Here is a 26,327-nt window from a genome sequence, read left to right on the forward strand (position 1 = left end):
AGGTGATAGTGAAAAAATTAGGGGAGCAGAGGAGATGGGGAGAATAATACTTTCTGCCTTTTGCCTTTTGCCTGTTCCCTGTTCTCTATTCCCTGTTCCCTGTTCTCTATTCCCTGTTCCCTGTTCTCTACAAATACCCGTGTTCTGTTAAGAATGCGGGTGTAATTACATCCAATTCAGCTTGATCTGGATCTTGATTGTGTTGGTTGCGGGGATAAACGAATTTTTCGACATATTTACCCAAGATATCTGCTTCTAAGTTCACCCAACTACCAGGGACTAAATGGCTGAGATTTGTCTCGGAGTATGTGAGGGGAATGACTGCTGTTGTAAACTGGGAGTGTTCGTGTTGATATCTGGCTACAGTGAGGCTAATACCATTGATGGCGATGCTACCTTTAGGGACGATATAGCGAGCGATCGCATCCGGTGCAGCAAAGGTCATTTCCCAAGAAGTAGCAGTTTGTGATGCTGAGATTAATTGACCAATCCCATCTACATGACCCATAACAAAATGGCCGCCGACTTTTCCACCCACTCGCAGCGACGTTTCTAGGTTGACATATCTGGCTTGGATTTCTTCTCTACCCAAAGTTGTACGACGCTGGGTTTCTGGCGAAGCGGTGGCGATAAAGCCATCTTTTAAAATTTCTTCGACTGTTAAACATACCCCATCTACCGCTACACTGTCACCATAAGTTAAATCTTGCATAATTGCATCCGAATGGCTGATAAAATTTATCAGCCAAGAATCCTTCGATAAGGGTTTGATTGTTCCTAATCCTTGAATTAATCCTGTAAACACGGTTTTTCTGCCAAGGTAACTCTATTTATTGCTTAATTTTGGCTGAAATTAACTGAGTAATTACGACCAAAAATGTAAAACTTTTGCAGATAATTTATAACCTGTTTTTTTTTGGTAGATGAACAGTCACACATTCGCATCAATCTCAAGGCATACTTGGGTAAGATGCTTATTATATTGGGAGAGCAATTTCAGTAGATGATAAAGTTATATGTTCCGCTAAGGTTTGGAGTATAGTCTATGGGGAATAGTCAGCTTTTCTGATTGACACTCAAAAGTTATTTAGACAGAGCAAAGTGAATCTTTGATCACAAAAGATTCACTATTTACCTAAATATCTTTTGATAAAGCCGAAAAACTTAAAAGTGTCTTTCTTAACCCCTATTCCCAGTCTTCACCGAAAACTTTTCTATTTAGTGAATTTGACATAATCTGGTGTTCACTACAAGTTCGGAGTTTAATAGAAGCAATTATAGAGAAGAAAAGCCCTATGTTTACTTCTGTCCCAAATAAACCTTTTCAAAGGTATTATTTACCACATAGCACTCAAGCGATTAAAGGATTTTTGAGGGTTAGCCAATGATTGAAATGAAAGTCGCTGGTATAGCATTAGATGCCATAACCCGCAGTCCGATTGTACTCCTGAAAGATAGTTCAGATCGTAGGGCTTTACCAATTTATATAGGTCAGGAACAAGCGAGAGCTATTATGGGTGCTATGGAGCATCAAAAACCTCCTAGACCTTTAACCCATGACCTGATGGTGAATATCTTGGAAGCGTGGAATATGACCTTAGAAAAGGTGATTATTCATTCTTTGCAAAAGGATACATTTTACGCAGCTTTGATTGTTCAGCATGGCGAAGTAAAAAAAGAAATTGATTCTCGTCCTAGTGATGCGATCGCTATTGCTTTGCGTACAAATACCCCTATTTGGGTGATGGAAGAAGTAGTAGCCGATGCCTCTATACCCGTTGATCGTGATGCTGATGAAGCTGAACAACAAGCCTTCCGCGAATTTATTTCTAATCTTCGTCCTCAAGACTTGATCAAGCGATTTGGTAATGGTGACGGTTAAGAAAAAAGAAGAGGGTGTGGGGTGTAGGGTGTAGAGAGGTGGGGAAGATGAGGAAGATTGGGGAGATGAGGAAGATTGGGGAGAATAATTTTCTATCTGTTACCTATCACCTGTCACCTGTCACCTGTCACCTATTCCCTATTCTCTATTCTCTGTTCTCTGTTCTCTGTTCTCTGTTCTCTGTTCTCTGTTCTCTGTTCTCTGTTCTCTGTTCTCTGTTCTCTGTTCTCTGTTCTCTGACTTTATGCAATATCGACGTTTTGGTAAAACTAATTTACAGTTCTCGGTTTTTTCTCTAGGAACAATGCGTTATTTAGCTAACGCGGAAAATGCCCATAGAACTATTGAAAAAGCTTTATCTTTAGGTATTAATCACGTAGAAACAGCTAGAGGTTATGGAAAAAGTGAAGAGTATTTAGGTGCAGCAATAAAACGTGGTTTATCAGTACCGCGAAATCAGTTATATATCACCACCAAAATTCCCCCCTGTGCTAATGCTGACACCATGCGTCAATGTATTGATGAGTCATTAAACCGGTTAAATTTAGATTATCTCGATTGTTTGGCTATTCATGGTTTAAATACTAGAGAACATTTAGAATGGGTACAATCCAAAAACGGCTGTATGCAAGCTGTAAAAGAAGCAGTAAATGATAGCAGAGTCAAACATATTGGTTTTTCTACACATGGTGGTTTAGATATAATTTTGGCAGCAATCAATACAGATTTATTTGAATTTATCAATCTACATTATTATTATTTTCTCCAACGAAATACTTCAGCTATTCAAGCAGTAATTGAAAAAGATATGGGTGTGTTTATTATTTCTCCTGCTGATAAGGGAGGAAGACTTTATACACCACCAGGAACTTTAAAAGAACTCTGTCAGCCATTTACACCTTTAGAATTAAATTATCGGTTTTTGTTGAGTGATAACCGCATTACAACCTTGAGTTTAGGTGCTGCAACTCCAGAAGAATTAATTGCACCTTTAGAAGTTGCTGATGATGTTGGTGAATTAACAGCAGCAGAAATTAGTGTTTTTGAAAAATTAGAAAATCAGCAAAATCAGGTTTTAGGAACTGATAAATGTAGTCAGTGCTATGCTTGTTTACCTTGTCCTGAGAATATCAATATTCCTGAAGTTTTAAGATTAAGAAATTTAGCTGTAGCTTATGATATGAACGATTATGGCAAATATCGTTATGGAATGTTTGAAAATGCTGGTCATTGGTTTCCAGGAATGAAGGGAAATCGTTGTATAGAATGCGGTGAATGTTTACCTAAATGTCCTGGTAGTTTAGATATTCCGGCTTTGTTAGCAGATACCCATGAAAGATTAAATGGGAAAGCTGGGAGAAGATTGTGGGGTTAATATAGCAGGAGTTAGCAATCAGCAATGAGCAGTAAAAGCAGGGTAAGTATGGCGTTGTTAGTCAATTTCTGCAAATGTTTCTGTTAAATCAGGTTGATTTTCCCATATACCATAAATTTATTTAATTTAGCTAATTTTTCCTCTGCTGTTAAAGATAATTGTGGTTCGGAAATTTGCTTCCTAATAAAATCTAAATCTAATACTATTTCTGTTCCATCTCGAATGTTATTAATTTATTCTAGGATTTCAATGTAATGTTTTGACCACGTTTTATACCTCTAACTTTCATGTTTGACTTTCCTATATCTTTGGAAATTCGTTAAACCATTATTATAACACTTTTATATTCGGTGTTTTTTAACTGGGGAATTTATAATTGCCGTAAATTCTCTATTGCTATTTATGTATATCAATTGAGAGCTTGATAAGCAAGATCGAGAAAATAAACAATATTTTGGCTGTAGTGACATAGAAATTAAAATTATTGTTGTAATGTTAGCTTTTGATTTAAAACACAACATAATTGGTCGATAAATTCATTTATAAATAACATGATTCAATAAAAAGGAGCAAGGTTTAAAAAGTTTAAACCTTGCTCCTAGTTTGATTTGCATTATCAGCTTTATGTTTACTCATATCTTGCACCTCTCAGTACAAACCCGGGCAATGTCAAAAGATACGCGATAAAGCTACCTGATTTTGATTGGTTTCCATCGATAAATTAAGGATTTTGAAATTATACGCTGTAATTAAATTACATCAATTTCTGTTGGTATCAGATGCAAATTTTACAAGATATTCCTCTATCAATAACTCGGGTTTTAACGAAGAAGTAGACAGTAGGTTCTCACATCTAATAACAAGTGCATCGTCAGAAACATTTGATTCGCATAGTTTTTTTAGTAAAAGTCTAGTATCAGTAATAAGCTGATTTAACTGATCTTGTGTTAATGCTTTAGAACCATCATTAGTGACTATGGCTTTGGTTATATTAATGTTCTGATGACCCGAGACAGCTATATATTTGTAATTTGGATACTCTTTCTTAAACCATTCTACAGATGTTAATAATTGACCATAATTATCCTTATTTAAAGGATTTTTCGGGTGTTTACGACTTTTGGCTTCGATAACTAATCCTAAATTTTCGTTGAGTAACCAAAGAAGATCAGGTCCAATACCATAAATATTCTCTGGTCTTTGTGACACAAAAACCAACATAGTGCCAAGTCTTTCTAGTGCTTGCTTAAATTGATTAGCAGATGCTTGTGGAACTAAATGCGAAACCTCTTGATTAAACCATCGAGTATAACCACGTCTGAGGCTTTTGTAAGTAATAATTTGACTAACAATTTCTTCAGCTTGCTTACCTAGTTGTGTCAGTTGGACGTATGAGGGAATAATTTTAGGACGTAATAAACTAGGATTATCTGGATACCCTTGCTTTTGATATTTTTGAGATAAATCAGTTCTTTCCCAAGAATGTGCAGCACGAGCAGCTAATTATTTTAACCAGCCTCTACTTGTTAGGTCAACTTTTTCTGTGTTCTCCCAGTAATCTTCTAACTTAGATATTGCTTTATCAAAATAACCAGTACGCATTAACTGGAATCCTTTTCTTTCGGTTTTAGCTTGAGTCAATGAGCTTTGTTCTTGTTCAATAGATTCTGTAAGAATGGCTGAAGATTTTGCATGATACTCAATGCAATCTGTATCACGAGTTAAGCAATTCATTATTAAGCACTTCATTATAGTTTCATGCAACTCTTTGTTATCAGATATACTTTTACTAATTTCTTGTCCCATTTGAAACTGAGCGCGTGTACTTTTAGTCAAGAATTGTTCATAACGCCCTAGCCATGCGGCCATATCATTGCCCGTCACAATTACTACACAATAGTCACCTGCTCCTCACGCACCTCGTCCCATACATTGCTCAATAGGTTGAGCTAAAGCACTACTAAATTCAGAACCACCTGCAAATGTATTTGCTCTATGTTGCTCATATTCACTGCTACCAAAAGGCAATCCTGAGATAATCAATAGTCTACAGCTAGAATCAGGAAGGTCTATTCCATCGTAACGATTAGAAAATACAAATAGACCTCGTGATTTACCATCCTGAAGTTCCTTAACATAATCAGTGTTATCAGCAAATGTTGCCACATTTTGCCATAAATTATCAGTTTCCTTAGATGGTGTCAGAATTACAGTTCCTTCTTTTTGTTCATCAGCCATCCATTTAGCTATATTCTAGAGAATATGCTGTATATTATCCATAGGAAACATCAATTCTGGAGCGAGAATCATTCGTTCACTCACACCAGCTCATGAGTTGGATGTAATAGGCTTGGCCACTGAATTATAATCAGAATCAAATGTACGAATGATAGCACTATCATCACTGATCTTAGCCAAGGGTTTTTCCACCCCCTGTATGTAACTTTATTACAAGATCGCGCTCTTTTTTCCGATTAAACCATTCTTTTAATACCTGGTCTTGGCTGGTGTAAAGGTCATTTATACCTGGTGGCTTTGGTAAGGGTCGGAAAATTTCGGTTGGTTCTATAACAACTTGCTGATTTTAGGATTCTAGCAGTTTCTTAAAATCTACCATTTAAGCTCAAGCCTCCATATCAACTCTATACCTTACTTGCATATGTATCATAGTGTAGCTAATTTAAGACAGTAGACCTGTTGCAAAATTGTTTATGTGGTATGATAGGGAATTTTAGATTTTATGTATTTTTGGTGTTCTTTGCGATCACTAATTCAAACATAACCGTGTAACTCTAACTTTTGGCTAAAACAAAGATAAGCCCCTATTATAACAAAAAATTAATTTTGCAAGAGGTCTAATATAGGTAGGATGCTGGGAGTATAAGTATATAGTTTATATTTCCTATGCGCTCTCCCGGTCTCTGCGGTTCGTTATTAAAACTCATCCCAAACTCAAAACACCAGCTTGAAAATTCACCACCAAAGGGAAAAACTCCAACCACTCTGAACCCAATAAAATCTCCGTCAACTCATCCCCAGCATACACAGGAATTTCATACTTCTGAGTATCCAATATCACCTTAGCGAAATATCTTTTAAAGGTAATTTCACCCTGAGTAGTTCACAGAGTTTCTTTGTCTATATAATCCCATTGGAGACTATCTAAATCTTGTGTATTAAACGCTATAAAACCTGTGAAACCCGGATCAAAAAGGGCATCTATAGGTAAGTTCAAACTATCAGCAGTAATTCAATTTCAAAAAATAACTGCCTCCTCTCACCAAAATAACCCTGTATCATATTCTGCCAACTGCTCCAAATTCATTCAAACAAAAAACACAGTGATCTGCATTTGGAAACTTTTCACGCGCTTTCTTGTGTGCGGGTTCTTTATCTTGATCAATCACATAATCACCACTATTTAGCTCAATCGCAATATACCAACCATAATCATATGTGATCAAATCAGGACGTAATCTTTCAAAAATTGCTCGATAACGTTGATATTCTGCCTCATCTTCAGCTTTAAGCCTAGCTAATTCTTCCGGTGATAAAGTCAGAGCAGGAAAAATTCTTCCTCTTCTCCTTGGTGATTTTGGTGTTAATTTAGTCATGTTTTTAAACTTCATGTTACCAATTAATTATCCTAATTCTAGAAAATCATTATTTGACTGTCAAAATAACCCTGTATTATTTTCTGTCTATTGTCTATTTTTATTGATACAAAATAAACATTGAATAACCCCTCTCCAATCCTCTCCCTGTGGGGGAGAGGCTTAAATTTATTGATTTCTTTCTTGACCTGGTGGAGAATTTAACTACCCCTTTCCTCATCGGAGAGGAGTTCGGGAAAGATTATGCAAAAACAAAATCCTCGATTTCTTCAAGAAATCGAGGATCTAATTAACAAGAATAATGTGATTTAACTGAGAGAAACAGTTAAACTGCCAGGTTTAGCTAAATCACCTGTTAACACCACACCGCGATTATTAGTATGGAGATGACGGAGAATTTTGTAAATTGCTTCTATTTGTTCTGAAGCACCAGCTTTATCAGCAATTTCAGAAATAGAAAGTGCTTTCCTTTCTGTTTGCAATACTGTCATTACTTTTTGTTGTAAATCGAGAATTACAGCCGCAGCTTTTTTACCAGCTTCTACACCTGGTTGGTGATAAGCATTGATATTTACCAAACTGGCATATAAACCTACAGCCCGTTCATACAATGCAATTAACGCGCCAACAGTGCGGGGATTAACTTGATGAATGGTGACTGTAATTGAATCACGATTATTCTCATACAATGCTTGACGAGTTCCTAACAAGAAACCACAGAGATAATCACCAGATGTTACACCAGGATCAATTTCTGGAGATTTTCTTTGACGGTCTTCTAATACTTCAATCAAAGTAGCAAAGAAGTTAGGCACACCTTCGCGCAATTGTTGTACATAGGCGTGTTGGTCGGTAGAACCTTTGTTACCATAAACGGCAATACCTTGATACACGATTTTACCATCTAGGTCTTTTTCTTTACCCAAGGATTCCATGACCAATTGTTGCAGGTAACGGCTGAATAATAACAAGCTGTCTTTGTAAGGTAAGACAACCATGTCTTTTCCGCCTTTACCTTTACCGGAATAGTACCAAGCCAAAGCCAAAAGTGCGGCGGGGTTATTTTTCAAATCAGCGACGCGAGTAGCGTCATCCATTTCTTTGGCACCTTCTAACATGGCGCGGATATCAATACCCTGTAAAGCCGCAGGTACTAGCCCTACAGCAGACATTTCTGAGGTACGTCCACCCACCCAGTCATACATTGAAAACCGGGCTAACCAACCTTCAGATTTTGCGACTTTATCCAGGTTGCTATCTGGTCCGGTAACAGCCACTGCATATTTAGAAAAGTCTAGATTTTTGGCAGCGTAGGCTTTTTTCACCTCAATCATGCCATTGCGGGGTTCGGGGGTACCGCCAGATTTGGAAATGACTAATACTAAAGTGCTGGCTAGGTTATTGATTTGGGAGAGAACTCTGTCGATACCTCTGGGGTCGGTATTGTCGATAAAATGAATGTTAAGGGGTGGGGAGTCTGGGGAAAGGGCTTCAGCGACAAACTGGGGACCCAAAGCAGAACCACCAATACCGATGGATATGATATCAGTAAAGCGGCTTTCTTTGGGGGGATGAACTGCACCAGTATGTACCTGGTCAGCAAAAGCTTCTATTTGTTCTAAGGTTTGCACAATTTCTTGGGTCAGTTCTGGGGAGGGGGCTAAATCGGGATTTCTTAGCCAGTAGTGACCTACCATGCGGTTTTCGTCGGGGTTTGCGATCGCTCCCTTCTCCAAAGCTGCCATATCCGCAAACGCCTTGTCAAACTTCGACTGCAACGACTCCACAAAGCTATCATCAAACCGCATCCGGCTGATATCTAGATACAGTCCTAGTCCCTCGTGGTAATATAACCAATCTTGGTATCGTTGCCAAAGAGCCTTAGCATCCATCATGAGGGAATTCTCACATATGTTTATTTGGTCAAACTCCAGTTTAATGTATGGTTTTGGCGATCCCTGCTTTGTCTTATACAGTTTGTAATCAAGAGGCAGGGGAGCAAGATTGATGATATCAACTTACCCTATGGGCTCAATAAAGAGGGGTAGCAGAAAAAACTCTCAAAACGAGCGAGGGACACACAGCGTTATGCAATATGATAGATAACGCAAACATTTATTTCAAAAAACTTTGCAATTTTAGCAAAACTATAGGAATCCGGAATCATTGGTGAGAAAATTTGCTCAGAAAATACTTAATTAATTAATTAATTAATTAATTAAAGATAACATAAATACCAAATAAATTTGTGTTTTGTGGTTGAAGTGATATATTAAGGGTAATTCATAGCTTTAAATTCTAGTTATATAAGTTACAAACCACTAATAGTATTTACTTATGATTCATTTAGGATTACTATATCTGGAATCAAGCCAGTTTATTCCAATCCACTTTTGAAGACTTCGATCTAACTGTTGCCAACTTCGATCATGCTAGTTTGGTTAAAGCTGACCTCTACGGGTGAATTATAAGAAGAAATAGCTGAAACAGTATTTTTTTAAACATCAGGCTTAGGAATGACGCGCAAAAATTTGACTATAGGACTAGTATTTGATTTATGAAAATGCTCCGTACATCTGGAGAGACGGAAAATCAAAGGTAGTGTTTTGAATGAACCACTCAAACATCCACTTAAGATGAGAAAATGTTGCGATTAAAGCACAAAAACGTCGCAGCCAAGTTTTCCCTTGCAACCAAACATCTTCTATGGGGTTTTGAGAGGGACAGTTAGGAGCAAAGCGGACGCAATAAATTTTCCATTGCTCTAAAGGTAAACCTTGGTTAATAGATGCTAAAAAATTTTGAATTTCTTTTGAACGATGATAACTAGCTCCATCCCAAAAAATAAGTAATTGTTGGTTAGGTGACTCTTCTAGTAAATAGCTGAGATAATCAATAGTATTTTTTGAGTTAGCTGTATCATAGGTTTTCAACAATAAATTTTTACCTAAATAGTCAACTGCTCCATAATAAGTTTGTTTATCTCGTTCGTTACTAATACTAATTGGAATGCTTATTTCTTGGTCAGTTCTACCCCAAACATATCCAATGCTATCTCCCCAAAGTAAATGACACTCATCTAATAGCAAAACTCTCAATAGCGCAGCTTCTATATCTTCTCGGCGGCTCGCCAACAATGATGAAATCTCTTTTCTTTTGCGGCAACTGCTTCTTCATTAGCTTTTGAATTTGCTGAAGATGTTTTCTTCGAACTAATTCCTGCCGCATCAAACAAGTCGTAATAACTACGTTTTGATTCATAGAGTACATCATATTCAAAGGCCAATTTATACTCAAGTTCGCCAAGCTCCCAACATTCCTTCGTTTGTAACCAAGCCAGTACTTCTTCTCTTTTTTAAGTATTCAAGTGGCTTTTTCTCCCTTTGTGTTTCAGGCGCAGTCCTAAAATTCCATCTTTCTCATAGGCTTGTTTCCATGTTGTTATTGAACCAACTGAAACATCTAAAATTGTTTGAATTTCCTCATACTTGTAGCTTTGATAAACCAGCTTCACTGCCAATGCTTTTCTTACTTCCCTTGCATCTGGACGCTCATCTATAAATCCTTGTAGTTCTGCAATTTTAGATTGTAGCTCCTGGTTGCTGATTGTTAGCTATTAGACAAGACACTTTCTCGGTATTATCTCTTAGTCTTTTTCAAAAATCAAATATGATTTCTATATTTCTCCCGTAATTTCTATGCCTATCAGATAGTTATCTATGGTAAAGCGATAAAAAATACCTTCCTTATCCAGCTGTCGCAATTCGGGAAGGCTATGTCAATGCCACCTGTCAGCAGCACATTCAACAAATACAAAATTATATACCCGTTCATAAGCAGCGGGTTCTAAACTTTTCAGGTCTACTAAAAAAGACCTTGCATAAAGCACTTCGAGATTCACTCTAGCTCACCCAATTCTTGTTTGTTAACGTTGATTTTTGAAATTCATAGGAACATTAACAATCGTACTGCCTCATTATGGGTTAGTATGTCCCACGGATGCTGTGATCGCTTAACTTGTTCCATATAAGAGTCAAAATGCAAGGCTTGGACAATCTCCCAAAAACTTTGCAGATCCTCATCGGCTATTTGCTCGATCAGGTGATGGATTCTAATCCGTAGTAAATTCATAATAGTTGATAACTATCCACGCCCTAGTAACAATAGCCCTAGTTCAAGTTAACACTTGACAATACCCAAGGTACACTACATTCAGCCTGTTGCATTCGGAAATTGGGAGTAGGGTGTAGGGGTGTATAGGGGAAAATCTAATGCGCTATGCCCCATGCCCCATGCCCCATGCCCCATGCCCCATGCCCCATGCCCCATGCCCCATGCCCCATGTATGCTCAATGGCCACTGACTAATTATGATTGAATATCTTATTTTTCTCGCTATTTCTACCGCTACCTTTACCCTGTTTGGACTGGGACTTAATTTGCAGTGGGGTTTTACAGGGTTAATTAACTTTGGTCATATTGCTTTTATGACCTTGGGAGCGTATACAACAGTTTTATTAAGTTTAAAGGGCGTGCCTCTATTATTTTCAACTATAGCAGGGGCAATTGTGGCCGCTTTGTTGGGTTTAGTAATTGGTTTTGCAACTTTACGCTTGCGGGAAGATTATCTGGGTATTGTCACTATAGGCACAGGAGAACTGGTACGGTTGGTAATAAATAATCAGGAGTTACCAATTGCTAATACTTGGGTATCTGGGGCGTTCGGTGTACAAAGTTATGTTATACCCTTGAATACAACGCCAAGTTTATTTTTGCGATTGCTGATGATTGGCGTACTTACTCTGCTAACAATCATCACCGTCTTTTGCTTGTGGCGCTGGGTGAAAACGGCTCGAAAATCCCCAAGCAATTGCAACAACCAAGAATTCTTTTCAGGTTTAATAGTGGGAATAATTTTAGGTGTGTTGTTATTAACAATTTATGTTGCTGGTGTGATGGGACTATATAACTACAATCCTAAAGCTGGTTTGATGTTGTTGGCTTTGTTAGTATTAGCATTTGTTTTTTGGCGGTTAGAACTTTTAGTAAAATCTCCTTGGGGTAGAATCCTCAAAGCTATCCGCGAAGATGAAGAAATTCCCAAAGCATTAGGTAAAAATGTCTTTTGGTATAAACTACAATCTTTAATGTTAGGCGGTGCGATCGCAGGTATAGCTGGTGCTTTCTTCGCGTGGCAACTCAGCGCCATTTACCCCGATAATTTTCAACCCCAACTTACCTTTGATGCTTGGATTATGGTAATTTTGGGCGGTTCTGGAAATAACATTGGCACAATTTTGGGTGCAGTAATTTACTTTGCTTATGATGCCTTAACACGGGAACTTTTACCGAAAATAGTTCCTTTAGATGTGGAACGTATCGGTGCTTTTCGGATTATGTTTATCGGTCTAATTCTCATGGTACTGATGATTTGGCGACCTCAAGGTTTTCTAGGTAAAAAGGAAGAACTTACTCTTGGGAAGTAATTGGTAATTGGGCATTGGGATTATCAGCCGTTTTCAGGAGGTGAATTTAATGGCTTATAGCGATTTTAAACTACAGGAGGTAGTGAAGAAATTTAATTTAAAAATTAATGGAAAAATAGATTTGTTTGCAGACACACCATAAAGAGAATGTAGTCCAATTTTAAATGCTGTCCTAAAAACTAACGTTCCTTTGGCATTAGGAATCAATAGGGAAAAAGCTCGTTAAGAAATGAGCATTGCTCCAGTTCTAATTGAAATCAAAAATATTTTTACCGAAGAAATTAGTTTATTCTCCGGTGTTGACTTTAATGTTGAACCAGAACAGGGTTAAAATGGAGTTTGTGATTTTATAATTAGTAAATCACCAGAACAATTATTTATTACTTCTCCTGTTGTCACCATAGTTAAACCAAAAGATGAAAATATTAAGCTCGGATTAGGTCAATGTGGAGCAGAGACGATAGCCGCACGATTATTTAACGGGACTGAAACAAAAGTTAAGAGTAAAAAGAAGTATAATGGAATTTTGGTGTAGCTTTCACGTTAAAAGAAGCTGATGAAAGAAACCACTGGCGCAGCAATGGCACCATGGTTTGAAAGATGGTGTCATTTGATGATGTATTTACTCATCAAGCGCAAAAAAGAGAGTTTAGACATGATTTAGGGGGATGATTGGGTGAAAGTCAGAGAAAAAACCTATTTGAAATGGCAGAGAATGGCCGATGGGTGACGTACCACCGATAATACCACGTTCGATTACACCACGTTTCAACTGAAGCACCTTGGTCCAGTTCCCAAGTCAATGACCGTCGGTTAGAGATTATGAACAAGTGTAGTCAGAGGAGAATCACCAGAGGATTTAGCTTAATAATTGATGATTATGGCCATAGAAAAAGCAGGAATTTTAGGGATGGAGTAGGAAGAAAATGTATTGGAGAAATTGGGACAAGGGATAATGGAATAGTAGTAGTAACAACACATCTATATGAATGATGGCAGTAAAAGCTTACCATTAGATATAGAGTTATATCACCACGGTGATTCTTTACCCAAAGGGAAACAAGACCCTCGATTTGAGAATAAACCTGAGTTAGGAATTAAATTAATAGATCTGACCTTAAGCCGTGATTATCAACTAGGAATAGTAATTATAGATCCTGGATATGGCAACAATACATCTTTCTTATTAAAGATAGAAAATCGGAATTGAAAGTATTTAGAAGGATTAGCTAAAAATCCCAAGGTCCTTGCCAGTGACCAAGAGGATAGTCCACAAATAATTAGATTAGATGAATTAGCACAAAGTTTACCCCAAGAGGCTTTTACAGAAATTCAACTGGAGTTAGATAAACCCAAAACATTATGGGTAGTAACTCAAGAAGTAGAAATATCACCCTTAACTGGAAAGGGCAATATTGCTATCGTCATCAACGGTTCTACTTTCTCCCAAGCCACTGATATTGACTACCTTATTACCAATGTTTCTTCATCAATTGTCACACCCCAATGGATAGTTGATACATATTCTCAAAGAAATTGGGTAGAAGTTGTTTACAGGGAAGCCAAGGGATGGTTAGGACTCAACGAATCTCAAGTTGGAGATAACAGCAGTTTACTGCGCCATTTTATTTTGGTTTTCTGTGCCTACACTTTTATTCTTGGCCATCAGTGGACTGGAGGATTAAGACCAAGGTGGGCTAAGAAACCTTTGAATACTTTTACTGGAGCTTTAGAAGCGTTGAGAACAGCCATATCTTTTCTATTTATTGATTGGTTCAACTGGAATCCGGACGTATTTCCTTCTTATCACGCCAGTTTGGGCTACATTTGGCCTTGATTTTTGTTTACGTCCCGTTAATCAAAAGGAAGGCAATTATATACATTCGATATATGGAGTCGTAACTACAGGAAATATGTGGAAATTTTTAAAACTGCAAGATTCAGTAGTTTACATTGACTTCAGTTAACTTTATATTAAAGATATCAAGAAGATTTTAGGTATTTTGGCTAAATTAGTAAATTGCCATAATTGAAATCACACTAAAAATTCCAGAATAAGTTGAGCATAAGTTTCTATGGTAAATAATATCGAATCTCCCCAACTTCCCCTATTAGCTGCTACTGGACTTTGTAAAAGTTTTGGTGGTATTCAAGCTGTTAAAGATGCCAATATAGAAGTTGCTAAAGGTAGCATTACAGGTTTAATAGGTCCTAATGGTGCTGGTAAAACTACTTTATTTAATTTACTTTCTAATTTCATTCACCCAGATAAGGGAAGGGTGACTTTTGATGGTGAACCTATTCATAATCTACAACCATACCAAGTTGCCCAACAAGGTTTAATCCGCACCTTTCAAGTAGCGCGGACTCTTTCGCGGTTATCGGTGTTAGAAAATGTGTTATTAGCAGCACAAAAACAAACTGGTGAAAACTTTTGGCAAGTTCAGTTTCAACCTCATGTTGTTGCAAAAGAAGAGAAACAACTTAAAGAAAGGGCAATGTTTTTGTTAGAATTTGTAGGGTTGGAAAAAAAAGCAAATGACTATGCTGGTGGTTTATCTGGTGGACAGCGCAAACTATTAGAAATGGGAAGGGCTTTGATGACTAATCCTAAGTTAATTTTATTAGATGAACCTGCTGCGGGGGTGAATCCGAGATTGATTGATGATATTTGCGATCGCATTCTCAAGTGGAATTGTGAAGCCGGACTAACTTTTTTAATTATTGAACACAATATGCATGTGATTATGTCCCTGTGCGATCGGGTTTGGGTTCTGGCTGAAGGGCAAAATTTAGCCGTTGGTACTCCTACAGAAATTCAACGTAATACCAAAGTTTTAGAGGCTTATTTAGGTCAATAAGTAGTTAAAAAAACTCTCAATGGAGTCAAAAGTTAAAATTCAAGAACTCCTGACTCCTGACTCCTGATTTCTAATCTCTGACAATTTCAGCTAAACTGCTCACCTGTATCTAAGTTAAATAACATTTGCAGAGTCTGCATACAGTTACGTCTAGCCTCAACATCCTGTTGTGCCCGTAATTGTACCATTGGGTCATGTAAGATTTTATTAACTATTCCTCTTGTTAAAGCCTCAATCACTTCTTGGTGTTTTTCACCAAATTCTGAACCCAAGCGAGATAAAGCTTTTTCTAGTTCCTGTTCCCGGATGCTTTCGATTTTATTCCGCAAAGAACTAATAGTAGATACAGTTTCTAAACTACGCCACCACACATCAAAAGCTTCTACTTCTTCATCTAGAATTTTTTCAGCTTCCTGTGCCATTTTACGGCGGCTTTCATAATTTTGTGCCACAACTGCCTTCAAATCATCCACATTAAATACTTGCACATTTGCCAAATCATTCACATCTGCATCCACGTTACGAGGTACAGAAATGTCAAATAACATTAGTGAATGCTTAGGGTCTAAAATCATTTCTAATTTAGCGCGGTCAAGAATTGGTTCAGTTGCAGAAGTGCTTGTAAACACTAAATCATAATGGGCAACCACTGACATCATTTCCGGCAGCAAATGAATTTGAATAGGTTGTTCTGGGAACTGCTTTGCTAATTCTTCCGCACGTTCACGGGAACGATTAACAATACTAATTTGAGTTGCACCTTTAGAAATGAGGTGTTGTACAAGTAGCCGGGACATTTTCCCTGCCCCCAGAATAGCTACACGGTAAGGAGCTAAATTTTCTACTTTTATCTGGGCTAATTCTACAGCGGCTGAACTAATGGAGACTGCACCAGTACCGATACTAGTTTCAGTGCGAACCCGTTTACCTGATGTCAGCGCCTGTTTAAATAAGCGATTCAAAATTGTTTTTATACCGTTAAATTGCTGTCCCAGTTTGTGAGTATTTTTCACCTGAGCCAGAATTTGACCTTCACCTAAGACAAGACTATCTAACCCAGCAGACACCCGCATAATATGCATTACCGAATCGGTATGCATCAACATAAACAGGTGTTTTCGCAGAGATATGACAGGTAATTTACTATGTTCTGCCAGAAACTGAGTAACTTCCTGAAGACCTTGGGTAATTTGATTACTGACAATGTAGATTTCCAAACGGTTACAGGTGCTGAGGATAGCGACTTCATCAATATGAGGATAGCTGAGGAGATGAGCGATCACACCTTCGGTTTGGGGTTCAGGAATACTGAGTTTTTCTCTAACTTCTACAGGGGCTGTTTTATGGCTTAACCCCACCACTGCAATATTCATTTCTTAAATTGGTAATTGGTAATGGGTCATTGGTAATGGATCATTGGTAATGGGTAATTGGTAATTGGTAATAGTTTTTCTTCCCCTATCACCAATCACCAGTCACCAATCACCAGTTACTACCGGAGTTGAATAACCTTGGGTTCTTCAAACAAGTGAACTGTATCTACAAAGCGAGCAGTTTTAGATTGGTTGGAAATAACCAAGCTTTGGGTTCTAGCACCACCGTGGAAGAAACGCACACCATCCATTAGAGTTCCGGGAGTGATACCGCAAGCAGCGAATAGCACTGTTTCACCAGAAGCTAATTCATCAGAGTTGTAAACTCGGTCTCCGTCAGTAATACCCATTTCTTGCAAACGGGCAAGATTACCTTCTCTGCTTTCGCCAATTAAACCTGTTTGTACGACTTCTGGATCGTAGATCAATTGTCCTTGGAAGTGCCCACCCAAGCAACGTAAAGCCGCAGCTGAAATTACACCTTCTGGGGCAGCACCGATACCCATTAACGCATGGATATTAGTACCAGCAAAAGCACAAGAGATAGCTGCAGAAACGTCACCATCGCTAATCAGTCTTACTCTTGCACCAGCGGTGCGAATTTCTTGAATTAGTTCTTTGTGACGGGGACGATCCATCACTACCACTACCAATTCTTCAACAGCACGGTTTAGGCACTCAGAAAGAATTTTGAGGTTTTCTGTTGCAGACTTGTTGATATCTACATGACCTCTAGCAGCTGCTGGTGCTGCGAGCTTCTTCATGTAGAAGTCAGGAGCAGCAAATAAACCACCTTTTTCGGAAATTGCCAAAACTGCCATTGAGCCATTTTGACCATAGGCCACAAGGTTAGTACCTTCGCAAGGGTCAACAGCAATGTCAATTTCTACTAATTCATTAGGGTTACAGAAATTTTGAGCATCTGGTTGGGTACAGATACCGACTTCTTCACCAATGTAAAGCATGGGAGCTTCGTCGCGTTCGCCTTCGCCGATGACGATACGACCACGCATGTGGATTTTGTTCATCCGTTCCCGCATAGCTTCCACTGCTACTTCGTCAGCAGTGTTCTTTTCACCTTTACCCATCCACTTTGAGGAGGCGATCGCTGCTTGCTCTACTACCTCAATAATCTCTAACCCAAGTGTATTTTCCACAGGACTACCCTCTCAATTGCTTATCTTAGCGTCGTTGTATCTGGCCATTTCAGTTTTCAAGTCTACCAAAGTGCGGTTACATATAGAAAAAAGTTAAGTTTTACTGCTATTTATATCGAATGTGGCCCAGATCAAAGAAAATGACAGTGCATTTGTATTAATGCGGTGAATGTTCTAAGCTAAAAATAAATAAGAAAAATCTCTAAGAGTCAGAGTATGGTAAACCTGCTTAACTCACTTTTAGGTCGTCACCCAGAGCGTAACAAAGCTAACGTAGAAATTTACACCTGCCAAACCTGTTCTTATTGCATCCGAGCCAAAGTGCTGCTGAAATGGAAGGGTGTAAAATTCACCGAATACAAAATTGACGGCAATCAAACAGCAAGAGCAAACATGGCAGAACGCACCAACGGTCCCCGCAGCGTCCCCCAAATCTTTATAAATAATCAGCATATCGGCGGTTGTGATGACCTGTACGCCCTGGATATAAAAGGTCAACTAGATCCGCTTTTAATTCAAGAATAGGGGTGCAGGGGAAAGTCGAATGACCAATCACCAATCACTAATCACCAATCACCAAGAATACCTAAAACATCAAAAATGGATGAATCACGCGCTTGAATTAGCACAGGTGGCGGGTGATGCTGGAGAAGTTCCTGTAGGTGCCGTGATTGTTGATGCTGCGGATAATTTAATCGCCACAGGGGAAAATCGCAAAGAACGCGACCAAGACCCAACAGGACACGCAGAAATTATGGCGATTCGGGCTGCTAGTCAATCTCTACAAAATTGGCGTTTGGATAAATATACCCTTTACGTAACTCTAGAACCTTGTCCAATGTGTGCTGGTGCAATAGTCCATGCACGTTTAGCGACGCTTGTCTATGGAGTAGACGATACCAAAACTGGCGCAATTCGTACTGTTATCAACATACCTAATAGCCCTGCCTCTAATCACCCCTTGCAAGTGGTAGGAGGTATTCTAGAATCAGCTTGTCGTCATCAATTACAGACTTGGTTTACTACTAAACGCCAACAGTAAAAATAACGGACAGAGGTGAAACTGTCCAGATAGCAAAACACAAGTTACTCAAGAAAATTTACGGTGGACATAATTAAGTTTGCGTCACATTTTACTCCCTAACTAGTAGCCACCGTCATGATGGAATTTTACTCTGCTTCTACCAAACCTCAATCCCAAATCACAAATACATTAGTCAATCCCAAGGTGGCTTGTAGTACCTCACGCGTTTCTCCTTGGTTAACTCCTTTGGCGTATCTTTTAGGACGTAACATAGTTTTACCTTTATTCTTTGGTGACATTCACATCACTGGACAAGAGAATATACCCACCAGTGGTCCAATTATTCTTGCACCTACCCACCGTTCTCGTTGGGATTCTTTGCTCCTACCCTACGCTACGGGTCGTTGTGTGACTGGTCGAGATATGCGATTTATGGTGACAAGTAGTGAATGTAAAGGGGTACAAGGTTGGTTTGTCAGGCGAATGGGGGGTTTTCCTGTTGATACTCAACGTCCGGCGATCGCAACTTTACGTCATACAGTGGAGTTAATGGTAGAGGGAGAAATGTTGGTTATTTATCCAGAAGGCGGTATTTATCGGGATGGAAAAGTTCACGCTTTAAAGTCGGGAATTTCTCGTTTAGCCTTAAGTGCTGCATCTGTTCACCCAGGTTTAGAAATCAAAATTTTAACAGTAGGCATCAATTACAGCCAACCTTATCCTAATTGGGGAACTGATGTAAACATTCACATTGGTAAACCTATAAAAGTTACAGATTACATCAGCGGTTGTTTAAAAAAAGAAGCTAAACGTCTGACAGCAGATTTAACAAATCAGTTGCAACAATTAAGCCATCAAGGTTTAGAAGTAAAGTCTCATGCTTTCGCAGAAATACCAAATTCTTGATATAGGAGGAAACAGGCTTGAAAGTCTGTAAATTTTCCCCTCATTTCACTGGATACTTTTATCCCGCCATATTACAGCTATTTTCAAGTAAATGAAGCACAGATTAACAATCCAGATACCCAATTCTTTGAAAAGCTGGGTATCTATACCCTTGGTTTTGAGTTTTTAATTTTTAATTGTGCTTATCCGCCATATCCTATGACTAATTCCCAACCATTCAGTTTACCCACATCTTGAGGTGAATAATCAATAAATTGTAATTGCCAACTTCCTTTAGCTGCTAAGGACAGTAATTGTTTAAGAACAGGATGCGAGCGCACAGTATAAGTCCTTTGTAACTGAGTCTGTCTCCCCAGAGTCCGACTGTGTAATAAAACATGTTGATTATTAGGAGCAATCAAATAAATTTCTAAATCTCCTAAAAAATCGTGAACAATATTAACTATCACCTTAATATCTGCAACAGTGACATTTTGATTAATAGCGCTCGCACTCCTAATTCCTAATTTATCAAAATCAGGAATCATTATTTCTTTTTTATTCACAACCCGTATTTCTTCACTGGTATTTAATGCCACTATGCGCAACTGCTGTGCTGCACGTACAGCCTTGGCAACATTTACTTTACCATAAGCAAACCAGATACAATGACGATTACTATCATAACTACCCCCACGTAAACCTAATTGTAAGTCAGGATCAGGATCAACGATTTTATCACTAGTTTCCTGTAAAATCCGATTCACTTCTTACGCCGTCAAATTAGGATTAGCTGACAAAATTAACGCCGCTACACGATCAACAACTGGAGTTGCACTAGAAGTACTGCCAAAATTATTAGTAAAATTACCAGGATTATAACCAGCAGCCCCCAACTGATCTGTAGTCAACATTCCCAACCCAGAAATAGAAGTAGTAATTGTGGGTTGTGTGTAAACAAACCCCGTTTCCTGAAACCACATCCCCGGAGGAGCATTATTACTAGGAGCGCAAACAGAAATATTTGCACCCCAATTACTATAAGCAGCTTTTTTATTCAAACTAGTAGAAGCAGCAACAGCAATTACATATGGATGAAGAGCAAAACCACTTAAGCAAGCTGTCTTACCTTTGAAAATATTCTTCGGCCAATTTTGCTCATTTATAACACCATAAATCTGGTAGTTAGCATTACCAGCCGCAAACAAAATTACACATCTTTTCCCATTTCTTCCCTGAGTAGCAGCACGGGTAATAGCAGCTTTTTGACGCAAAGATAAAGGAAAATAAACAGCAGACGCACCCCAACTATAAGAAATTACACTAGCACCTTTATCAATTGCCCAGTTAAATATATCTTCAATAGATTCATCATCTAAATATCCCATTATACGAATTGGCATCAATGCACAACCAGGGGCAACTCCCACAATTCCTGTAGCATTTTATTCCGCCACAGCTATCCCTGCACAAGCAGTACCGTGACTAGTTTCTTTTTCTCCAGGTAAAGGTAAAAAATCATTTTCTTTCAAATCTCTAGGAGCGACAACTTTACCCATACTTTGAAAATCTGGGTGATTCAAATCAAAATAGTCATCCACAACTGCCACAACCACAGAACGCAAGCCGCGAGTAATATCCCAAGCTCGTTCTACAGAAATATGAGAACAGATTCCCAACAGATCACCGCTATTGTGGTTGAGATAACATTGTTCAGGATAAAGCGAATTAGCAGGTTTATAATGTGGTTCTTCTTGAATAAAAATATTTGGTTCAGCAGCCAAAATTTCTGGAATTAATTGCAGTTAATTTGTAATTGTAACAGGATTTTCCGTTGCTTGTTTATTAAGGAATACTCCAATACTATTGGGTAGTCATAATATTGGTTTATTTTGAAGTAATTTGAAAGTAGTAGATATAGACTTAATTTTTTCCGTATCAACCCAAGTGGCAAATTGAATTGTGACTTGATCACTCAGATAAACATAAGTTTCAGGATTATTTCTGAACTTGTAAACATGACTAGCAAAAGCCAAATTTTTCTCATCCCATGCCTGAGATATAGCCGTTTATAATTGCTCAGGTTTAATAGTAAATAATTCCAGTTGTGTTTTGGGTATGGTGTATTGCCAAACACCCCAAGCTATATTAGATAATTGTTCACTGGGAAACTCCGCAGCTAAACGGATGGTGAAAAGATATAAAACTTTTTCTAAAATCAACTCTTCCCCACCACGTTGTAAAACCACACCCACACTGTTTACAGGCTCATTTATGATTTTTTGCAAATCCGAGGAATTAAGACTATCGCTCATAATGTTAATCAAGAAAATATGCAGGAAAACTGGGAACTTTATTCAACCGCTTTACAGTCTAAACTAGAGAAATTCATTAGACACGTTCAAAAATTTACAAAGGAGTCTGTGTCTGGCTTTCCATAGTGTTAAGATTAGGAAAGAGCCAAGGAAAGAATCAAGGTTGGGAATAGTTACGGATAGTTCCTATCCATGAAGATGTTGATGACAAATTCATAACTGACCTCATATCCATAACATTTATGAAATGGGCAAGACTAATGAACCAATTCCTAATGTGACTAAACCACAAATAGTAAGAATTACCTGTGAGTAAATTGGGGAATTCAGGGGAAATCTTTGTTGAGGTACCCGGAATATATTTACAAGTCTAATGACCTGTTCAACAACAATACCCTTGGTGGAAAACTCTTTGTTTCCTGCCTTTTGTTCTGAGGTTAATTCTCCTTTACGTGGTTTCTTATACGTGGTTTATTATAAGGTGTGCTAATATTCTTTTCTCCTTGATATCCTTTATCTCCTTCAAACATTTGGTTGTTATGGGACTTTTCTTGTTGCTCTCGAAATAAGCTAATATCACTGGTTGGGCCTTTTTCTCCTACTTTTACATCGACAATATCTTTTCCTTCTGGTAAGTTGACAAACTGATTTTTAAATCTGTGCTGCTTGTTCTTACCTGGAAAATACTTTTTTTGCTCCTGATTATCTGAAGGCCTTCCTCATGGCTGTTCCATGCTGTCCACTATTAAGTGAAACTTCGTCAATAGTTCTATCGCCATGGCATAATCGCTATCATGTTTTTCGAGCTGTTTAAGGAGACTAGGAGGGAAAATATCTCGTAATATCTCTAGCCAGTAATGAAATGTGTCCTTTGCTTCCGTTTTCCATATACCGAAATGGAAACCTAAAACCTCAAATGTTGGCATTGTCCTCCAATAGAACAAGCATAGACATACCTGTTCTTTTATCTCTAGTTTCCCTTTCCCCCCTCCTCCTTTCTGATTTATACCTATGTTTTTACTTTCTATGTCACCTTGAAGTTTTTTATGCTACATTTCAGCTTGGGCCAACAAGTCTTGAAACTGATGGTTAGTTATTCCCAGTATTTGTTTTCTACAATGTGGATATTCTTGAATATAGTTAATTTAGTGGATTTTTCCTTTTGGTACACCCTCAAAATTCCCTTCTACCATTTTTTTCACACCAAGTTAATTTTCCTGACAGGTCTATTATAAAAGATAGGCTGAAAACCCTTGGGTCTGAAACTGACCGAAAGTAGGGTGTAGGGAATACACCAAAATAAAACATTGATCCTTTGCTTTTTCAAGTCAGATGTGCTGTATCGGAGACAAACCGAGTTAAGATACTTGAAGTTTGCTTAAATTTTTTATAGACTTGTTACACGAACTCATCCCATGAACCTTACTGCTACTTCCTTATCGCTCCTAGCAGTCCTTGGTCTGCTATCACCTGTACAGGCTCAGGTAACACAGTTACCGGTAAGTAATAACCAAGGACAACCTATAGATGGTAACGACCCGAACACTCTCCGTCCTACTAGCCAAAATAACAGCTTTTTGAGCATGCAAGGGGGCGAGCGCTTGATGAAAGATGCAGAACAAGCAGTTTCTGGTCAAAACTACACCTTAGCTGCTAAAAAACTCCAAGAAGCACGCCAAGTTTATAATCAGCTATCTAATTTTTACCAAGATTTAAATGCCAGTTTTTCCGGCATTGATATCAGAGTATCCGATTCTCAACGGAAAAAAGCCCTAGACACTGCCCAAAAGCGAGACGAAGCTACCTATCAGTTAGCATTGGTACATCGAGCCTTAAATCAGCCAGAACTAGCTATACCGTTATTGATTCAAATTATTAAGAGTCAAAACCCCACACGGGAATTAGGCAGAAAAGCCTATCAACAACTCCTTGAATTAGGTTTTGTAGATACAGCCTATCCGCGACAAGGGGGAAAATAGGGGACTGGGGATTGGGGACTGGGGGAGAAAATTAGTTCTTGCTCCTGACTCCAGCATTCTATCCTAACTAGCAACTTGCGTTAATAATAGAGAAGTAAGTTTTTTTCAGGAATTGCGATGATTACTCCGCAGCAAGTTGAGGAAATGATCAAGGCGGAACTGCCAGACGCACAAGTTCAGGTGCAAGACTTGACTGGAGGCGGTGATCACTATCAGGTAACAGTAGTTTCATCGCAGTTTGCAGGGAAGGGACTGGTAAAACAACACCAGTTAGTATATGTTGCGTTGCAACAAGCTATGTCTACTGAAGCGATTCATGCCTTAGCTCTCAAAACTTCCACTCCCGAAGCTTGACAAGCAACAAAATAATTTTAGATTTTAAATTTTAGATTTTGGGTTGAGAATAAAATACCTCCAGTTCACAAATCAAAATCTAGAATTGCATTAACTATTAACTTCCCCATCTTAGCAATAAGGAACTAAAAAATCATGACCCCAGAAATCAAAGAGAAAATTGATAACTTGGTACAACAAAACAAGATTATGGTTTTCATGAAGGGAAACAAGTTGATGCCTCAATGTGGTTTCTCTAACAATGTTGTCCAAATTCTCAATACATTGGGAGTTCCTTTTGAGACATTCGATGTTCTCTCTGACTCTGAAATTCGTCAAGGAATCAAAGAATATTCCGAGTGGCCAACAATTCCCCAAGTTTACATTAATGGTGAATTTGTTGGCGGTTCTGATATTTTGATTGAAATGTATCAAAAAGGTGAATTGCAGCAAACAGTGGAAGTAGCACTAGCTTCCTAAGATATTAGATTTTTTCTGTTTTGATTGTCCTTGAAAATTAGGCATATCCCATTTTCAAGGGCTTTTTTTATTGGTAATGGAGTATGATAATATCCAACTATTTTTTTCTAGCTGCCATAAACTAACGGCAAGCATTGTAGATATTAACAACAAAGCAGCAACAACACGAAAGGTAATTTGTGTACCAAAAACTAAGGATTCAATAGGTGCATTAGTAACGTCAATATTAATGGTCAAATTAGCATTTGTGACAGTCACAGAAGAAAATACAGCCCCTACTAGTGGAACACCTGCTGTTTGTCCCAAAATTCTCGATAAAGACAACAAACCTGAAGCAATACCTAAGCTATGTTTTGGTGCAGCCCCCATAATGGCGCTATTATTGGGAGATTGAAACATTCCTACCCCTAAGCCATAGGGAATGATTCCTAGAATATAACTGACTACAGTTAATTGAGTATCAAAAGTGCTGACTACTAAGCACCCAATCGCCATTAATACCAGTCCAATTAAGCTAATAATACGTGACCCAAATCGGTCAGAAAGTATCCCTGCAATCGGTGCTGTCAATACAATAATAATTGGTGGTACTGCTAACAATAAACCTGCTTGTTCAGTGGGATACTGTTTAACCAGTTTCAAGAAAAAAGGCAGCATCAATATAACTCCTGCCATCACGAAGTTTCCTAAAAACCTCAGCGATAAACCAAGGCTAAACTCTAGAGATCGAAAGATTCTCAAATCTAGCATTGGTTCTGCTAACCGTGCTTCTGCTACTAAAAAACAAGCAAAGCTGATGGCAGATACAATTAGTAAAGTCAGGGCTGTATTATAACCAAATCCTTCACTTTGTAATAAGGTGATGCCAAGTGTAAAACAAGTCAAAGTTACGGTAAGAATTAATGTACCAATGACATCAAAACTTGGTTTGGTGAAATCAATTGCTGTAGGCGGTACAAGATAAGCAACAATTAAACAAGCAATAATGCCAATTGGTACATTAATTAAAAATATTAAAGGCCAGTCTCCTAAAGTAATTAGTAGTCCTCCTACGGTTGGTCCTAACATAATTCCTAGTCCAAATACTCCGGCTCTAATACCTAAGCCCAGTCCTCTCTCCTTTGCTGGAAATACTTCTACAATCATTGCAGTTCCCAGTCCTGAAATAAATGCTGCTCCCAGTCCTTGAAGGGCGCGAAAGGCTATTAAAAAACCGACATTTGGTGCAAGTCCACACAAGAGGGAACTGAGGGTAAAAACTATGAGTCCCATAATGTAAAGCTGCTTTTTGCTCCACATATCTCCTAATTTTGCTGCACTCAGAACAAAAATTGCGCTCGCTAATAGATAACTTAAAACTACCCATTGAATAGTTGCAAAGTTAGTGTGCAGTGATTCCACCATAATAGGCAGAGCTAAATTAACTATATAAACATCTAGTGCAAAAATGAATACACCTATACTTATACCTAGTATTGACAACCATTTGCCAGATGCTTTTTTTTCTTCTCCTGTATTTTCAGACTGCTCTTCTTCGCTTTTTGCTATTACTATCATGTCTGCT

General features: G+C 38.3%; 23 protein-coding genes and 6 pseudogenes. 12 read left to right on the forward strand and 17 right to left on the reverse strand.

Translation table 11 applies throughout. The features are described from left to right. Nucleotides 1–127 precede the first annotated feature (127 nt). Complete coding sequence (locus tag AAZO_RS13175) at nt 128–805, reverse strand: riboflavin synthase (RefSeq protein WP_013191639.1); 678 nt, start codon at nt 803–805, stop codon at nt 128–130. Nucleotides 806–1,384: 579 nt separating this feature from the next. On the opposite strand from AAZO_RS13175, the gene AAZO_RS13180 reads away from it, so the two are divergent. Then, nucleotides 1,385–1,882 (forward strand): bifunctional nuclease family protein, encoded by a 498-nt coding sequence (locus AAZO_RS13180; protein ID WP_013191640.1) that lies wholly within the window; start codon nt 1,385–1,387, stop codon nt 1,880–1,882. A gap of 244 nt (nt 1,883–2,126) precedes the next feature. Then, the gene (locus AAZO_RS13185) at nt 2,127–3,257 is read left to right on the forward strand and encodes an aldo/keto reductase (protein ID WP_013191641.1); all 1,131 of its coding nucleotides are present in this window, start codon (nt 2,127–2,129) and stop codon (nt 3,255–3,257) included. Between the two features lie 759 nt (nt 3,258–4,016). Here AAZO_RS13185 and AAZO_RS26695 read toward each other — a convergent pair. The 6 genes and pseudogenes from AAZO_RS26695 to AAZO_RS13205 all read right to left on the reverse strand — a co-directional run bounded on the left by AAZO_RS26695 (nt 4,017) and on the right by AAZO_RS13205 (nt 8,763). After that, nucleotides 4,017–4,478 (reverse strand): hypothetical protein, encoded by a 462-nt coding sequence (locus tag AAZO_RS26695; RefSeq protein WP_049790709.1) that lies wholly within the window; start codon nt 4,476–4,478, stop codon nt 4,017–4,019. Between the two features lie 282 nt (nt 4,479–4,760). Then, entirely contained in the window at nt 4,761–5,141 is a 381-nt protein-coding gene (locus AAZO_RS26700; protein ID WP_144031295.1) for a hypothetical protein, read from the reverse strand. 27 nt (nt 5,142–5,168) lie between these two features. After that, a complete protein-coding gene (locus AAZO_RS26705; protein ID WP_049790711.1) occupies nt 5,169–5,495 on the reverse strand; it encodes a helicase C-terminal domain-containing protein in 327 nt (108 codons plus the stop codon). 703 nt (nt 5,496–6,198) lie between these two features. Continuing rightward, a pseudogene (locus AAZO_RS13195) lies at nt 6,199–6,557 on the reverse strand (aspartyl protease). Beyond that, a complete protein-coding gene (locus tag AAZO_RS13200; protein WP_041640409.1) occupies nt 6,554–6,871 on the reverse strand; it encodes a hypothetical protein in 318 nt (105 codons plus the stop codon). Before AAZO_RS13200 ends, AAZO_RS13195 begins: the two are co-directional and overlap by 4 nt. A 308-nt stretch (nt 6,872–7,179) precedes the next feature. After that, entirely contained in the window at nt 7,180–8,763 is a 1,584-nt protein-coding gene (locus AAZO_RS13205) for a glucose-6-phosphate isomerase (protein ID WP_041643098.1), read from the reverse strand. Nucleotides 8,764–9,230: 467 nt separating this feature from the next. Between AAZO_RS13205 and AAZO_RS43760 the strand changes: the two genes are divergently transcribed. Beyond that, entirely contained in the window at nt 9,231–9,335 is a 105-nt protein-coding gene (locus AAZO_RS43760; protein WP_144031397.1) for a pentapeptide repeat-containing protein, read from the forward strand. Between the two features lie 91 nt (nt 9,336–9,426). On the opposite strand, the pseudogene AAZO_RS32800 reads toward AAZO_RS43760, so the two are convergent. From AAZO_RS32800 to AAZO_RS38230, 3 genes and pseudogenes are all read right to left on the reverse strand, one after another. Next, nucleotides 9,427–10,451, reverse strand: a pseudogene (locus tag AAZO_RS32800) (IS630 family transposase). 96 nt (nt 10,452–10,547) lie between these two features. After that, nucleotides 10,548–10,772: pseudogene (locus AAZO_RS30305) on the reverse strand (cytotoxic translational repressor of toxin-antitoxin stability system). Nucleotides 10,773–10,816: 44 nt separating this feature from the next. Then, on the reverse strand, nt 10,817–11,002 hold the full coding sequence (locus AAZO_RS38230) for a hypothetical protein (RefSeq protein WP_013191644.1): 186 nt from the start codon (nt 11,000–11,002) through the stop codon (nt 10,817–10,819). Between the two features lie 238 nt (nt 11,003–11,240). Here AAZO_RS38230 and AAZO_RS13225 point away from each other — a divergent pair, with 238 nt between their 5' ends. From AAZO_RS13225 to AAZO_RS13240, 3 genes and pseudogenes are all read left to right on the forward strand, one after another. After that, the gene (locus tag AAZO_RS13225; RefSeq protein ID WP_013191645.1) at nt 11,241–12,356 is read left to right on the forward strand and encodes a branched-chain amino acid ABC transporter permease; all 1,116 of its coding nucleotides are present in this window, start codon (nt 11,241–11,243) and stop codon (nt 12,354–12,356) included. Nucleotides 12,357–12,912: 556 nt separating this feature from the next. Beyond that, nucleotides 12,913–14,193: pseudogene (locus AAZO_RS13235) on the forward strand (IS701 family transposase). Nucleotides 14,194–14,431: 238 nt separating this feature from the next. After that, nucleotides 14,432–15,217, forward strand: coding sequence for an ABC transporter ATP-binding protein (locus tag AAZO_RS13240; protein WP_013191646.1), 786 nt, complete (start codon nt 14,432–14,434; stop codon nt 15,215–15,217). Nucleotides 15,218–15,303: 86 nt separating this feature from the next. On the opposite strand, the gene AAZO_RS13245 is transcribed toward AAZO_RS13240, so the two are convergent. Then, nucleotides 15,304–16,590, reverse strand: coding sequence for a glutamyl-tRNA reductase (locus tag AAZO_RS13245; protein WP_013191647.1), 1,287 nt, complete (start codon nt 16,588–16,590; stop codon nt 15,304–15,306). Nucleotides 16,591–16,709: 119 nt separating this feature from the next. Then, entirely contained in the window at nt 16,710–17,747 is a 1,038-nt protein-coding gene (glpX, locus tag AAZO_RS13250) for a class II fructose-bisphosphatase (protein ID WP_013191648.1), read from the reverse strand. Between the two features lie 216 nt (nt 17,748–17,963). Between glpX and grxC the strand changes: the two genes are divergently transcribed. From grxC to AAZO_RS13265, 3 genes are all read left to right on the forward strand, one after another. Beyond that, nucleotides 17,964–18,272 (forward strand): glutaredoxin 3, encoded by a 309-nt coding sequence (grxC, locus tag AAZO_RS13255; RefSeq protein WP_013191649.1) that lies wholly within the window; start codon nt 17,964–17,966, stop codon nt 18,270–18,272. A 19-nt stretch (nt 18,273–18,291) separates the two neighbouring features. Continuing rightward, nucleotides 18,292–18,789, forward strand: coding sequence for a tRNA adenosine(34) deaminase TadA (gene tadA / locus AAZO_RS13260; protein WP_013191650.1), 498 nt, complete (start codon nt 18,292–18,294; stop codon nt 18,787–18,789). A 117-nt stretch (nt 18,790–18,906) separates the two neighbouring features. After that, nucleotides 18,907–19,677 carry a lysophospholipid acyltransferase family protein gene (locus AAZO_RS13265; protein ID WP_013191651.1) on the forward strand — a complete coding sequence of 257 codons (771 nt, stop codon included), beginning with the start codon at nt 18,907–18,909 and terminating at the stop codon, nt 19,675–19,677. 182 nt (nt 19,678–19,859) lie between these two features. Here AAZO_RS13265 and AAZO_RS13270 read toward each other — a convergent pair. The 4 genes and pseudogenes from AAZO_RS13270 to AAZO_RS30320 all read right to left on the reverse strand — a co-directional run bounded on the left by AAZO_RS13270 (nt 19,860) and on the right by AAZO_RS30320 (nt 22,897). Then, nucleotides 19,860–21,971: pseudogene (locus AAZO_RS13270) on the reverse strand (S8 family serine peptidase). A 240-nt stretch (nt 21,972–22,211) separates the two neighbouring features. Then, nucleotides 22,212–22,364 (reverse strand): hypothetical protein, encoded by a 153-nt coding sequence (locus AAZO_RS41395; RefSeq protein ID WP_420807065.1) that lies wholly within the window; start codon nt 22,362–22,364, stop codon nt 22,212–22,214. Nucleotides 22,365–22,408: 44 nt separating this feature from the next. Beyond that, a pseudogene (locus AAZO_RS41400) lies at nt 22,409–22,627 on the reverse strand (IS5/IS1182 family transposase); the annotation flags it as partial. A 63-nt stretch (nt 22,628–22,690) separates the two neighbouring features. Next, on the reverse strand, nt 22,691–22,897 hold the full coding sequence (locus tag AAZO_RS30320; protein WP_266884922.1) for a transposase family protein: 207 nt from the start codon (nt 22,895–22,897) through the stop codon (nt 22,691–22,693). Nucleotides 22,898–23,386: 489 nt separating this feature from the next. On the opposite strand from AAZO_RS30320, the gene AAZO_RS13280 reads away from it, so the two are divergent. The 3 genes from AAZO_RS13280 (at nt 23,387) to grxD (ending at nt 24,763) form a co-directional block, all read left to right on the forward strand. Beyond that, the gene (locus AAZO_RS13280) at nt 23,387–23,950 is read left to right on the forward strand and encodes a hypothetical protein (protein WP_013191652.1); all 564 of its coding nucleotides are present in this window, start codon (nt 23,387–23,389) and stop codon (nt 23,948–23,950) included. A gap of 117 nt (nt 23,951–24,067) precedes the next feature. Next, nucleotides 24,068–24,304, forward strand: coding sequence for a BolA family protein (locus AAZO_RS13285; protein WP_013191653.1), 237 nt, complete (start codon nt 24,068–24,070; stop codon nt 24,302–24,304). Nucleotides 24,305–24,439: 135 nt separating this feature from the next. Next, nucleotides 24,440–24,763: a Grx4 family monothiol glutaredoxin gene (grxD, locus tag AAZO_RS13290; RefSeq protein WP_013191654.1), complete on the forward strand. Its 324-nt coding sequence runs from the start codon at nt 24,440–24,442 to the stop codon at nt 24,761–24,763. A gap of 54 nt (nt 24,764–24,817) precedes the next feature. Here the strand turns inward: grxD and AAZO_RS13295 are convergent, their stop codons facing one another. Beyond that, nucleotides 24,818–26,320, reverse strand: a complete 1,503-nt coding sequence (locus AAZO_RS13295) for an MFS transporter (protein ID WP_013191655.1) — start codon at nt 26,318–26,320, stop codon at nt 24,818–24,820. Between the last annotated feature and the right edge of the window lie 7 nt (nt 26,321–26,327).

This window comes from 'Nostoc azollae' 0708, assembly GCF_000196515.1.
Classification (GTDB): Bacteria; Cyanobacteriota; Cyanobacteriia; order Cyanobacteriales; family Nostocaceae; genus Trichormus_B; species Trichormus_B azollae.

Bases quoted from the DNA above. Each gene is read 5' to 3' on its own strand.
- AAZO_RS13180 (WP_013191640.1), top strand. From the start codon at position 1,385: ATGATTGAAATGAAAGTCGCTGGTATAGCATTAGATGCCATAACCCGC.
- AAZO_RS13185 (WP_013191641.1), top strand. From the start codon at position 2,127: ATGCAATATCGACGTTTTGGTAAAACTAATTTACAGTTCTCGGTTTTT.
- AAZO_RS26695 (WP_049790709.1), bottom strand. From the start codon at position 4,478: ATGTTGGTTTTTGTGTCACAAAGACCAGAGAATATTTATGGTATTGGA.
- AAZO_RS26705 (WP_049790711.1), bottom strand. From the start codon at position 5,495: ATGGCTGATGAACAAAAAGAAGGAACTGTAATTCTGACACCATCTAAG.
- AAZO_RS13200 (WP_041640409.1), bottom strand. From the start codon at position 6,871: ATGACTAAATTAACACCAAAATCACCAAGGAGAAGAGGAAGAATTTTT.
- AAZO_RS13205 (WP_041643098.1), bottom strand. From the start codon at position 8,763: ATGGATGCTAAGGCTCTTTGGCAACGATACCAAGATTGGTTATATTAC.
- AAZO_RS38230 (WP_013191644.1), bottom strand. From the start codon at position 11,002: ATGAATTTACTACGGATTAGAATCCATCACCTGATCGAGCAAATAGCC.
- AAZO_RS13225 (WP_013191645.1), top strand. From the start codon at position 11,241: ATGATTGAATATCTTATTTTTCTCGCTATTTCTACCGCTACCTTTACC.
- AAZO_RS13240 (WP_013191646.1), top strand. From the start codon at position 14,432: ATGGTAAATAATATCGAATCTCCCCAACTTCCCCTATTAGCTGCTACT.
- AAZO_RS13245 (WP_013191647.1), bottom strand. From the start codon at position 16,590: ATGAATATTGCAGTGGTGGGGTTAAGCCATAAAACAGCCCCTGTAGAA.
- grxC (WP_013191649.1), top strand. From the start codon at position 17,964: ATGGTAAACCTGCTTAACTCACTTTTAGGTCGTCACCCAGAGCGTAAC.
- tadA (WP_013191650.1), top strand. From the start codon at position 18,292: ATGACCAATCACCAATCACTAATCACCAATCACCAAGAATACCTAAAA.
- AAZO_RS13265 (WP_013191651.1), top strand. From the start codon at position 18,907: ATGATGGAATTTTACTCTGCTTCTACCAAACCTCAATCCCAAATCACA.
- AAZO_RS30320 (WP_266884922.1), bottom strand. From the start codon at position 22,897: ATGCCAACATTTGAGGTTTTAGGTTTCCATTTCGGTATATGGAAAACG.
- AAZO_RS13280 (WP_013191652.1), top strand. From the start codon at position 23,387: ATGAACCTTACTGCTACTTCCTTATCGCTCCTAGCAGTCCTTGGTCTG.
- AAZO_RS13285 (WP_013191653.1), top strand. From the start codon at position 24,068: ATGATTACTCCGCAGCAAGTTGAGGAAATGATCAAGGCGGAACTGCCA.
- grxD (WP_013191654.1), top strand. From the start codon at position 24,440: ATGACCCCAGAAATCAAAGAGAAAATTGATAACTTGGTACAACAAAAC.
- AAZO_RS13295 (WP_013191655.1), bottom strand. From the start codon at position 26,320: ATGATAGTAATAGCAAAAAGCGAAGAAGAGCAGTCTGAAAATACAGGA.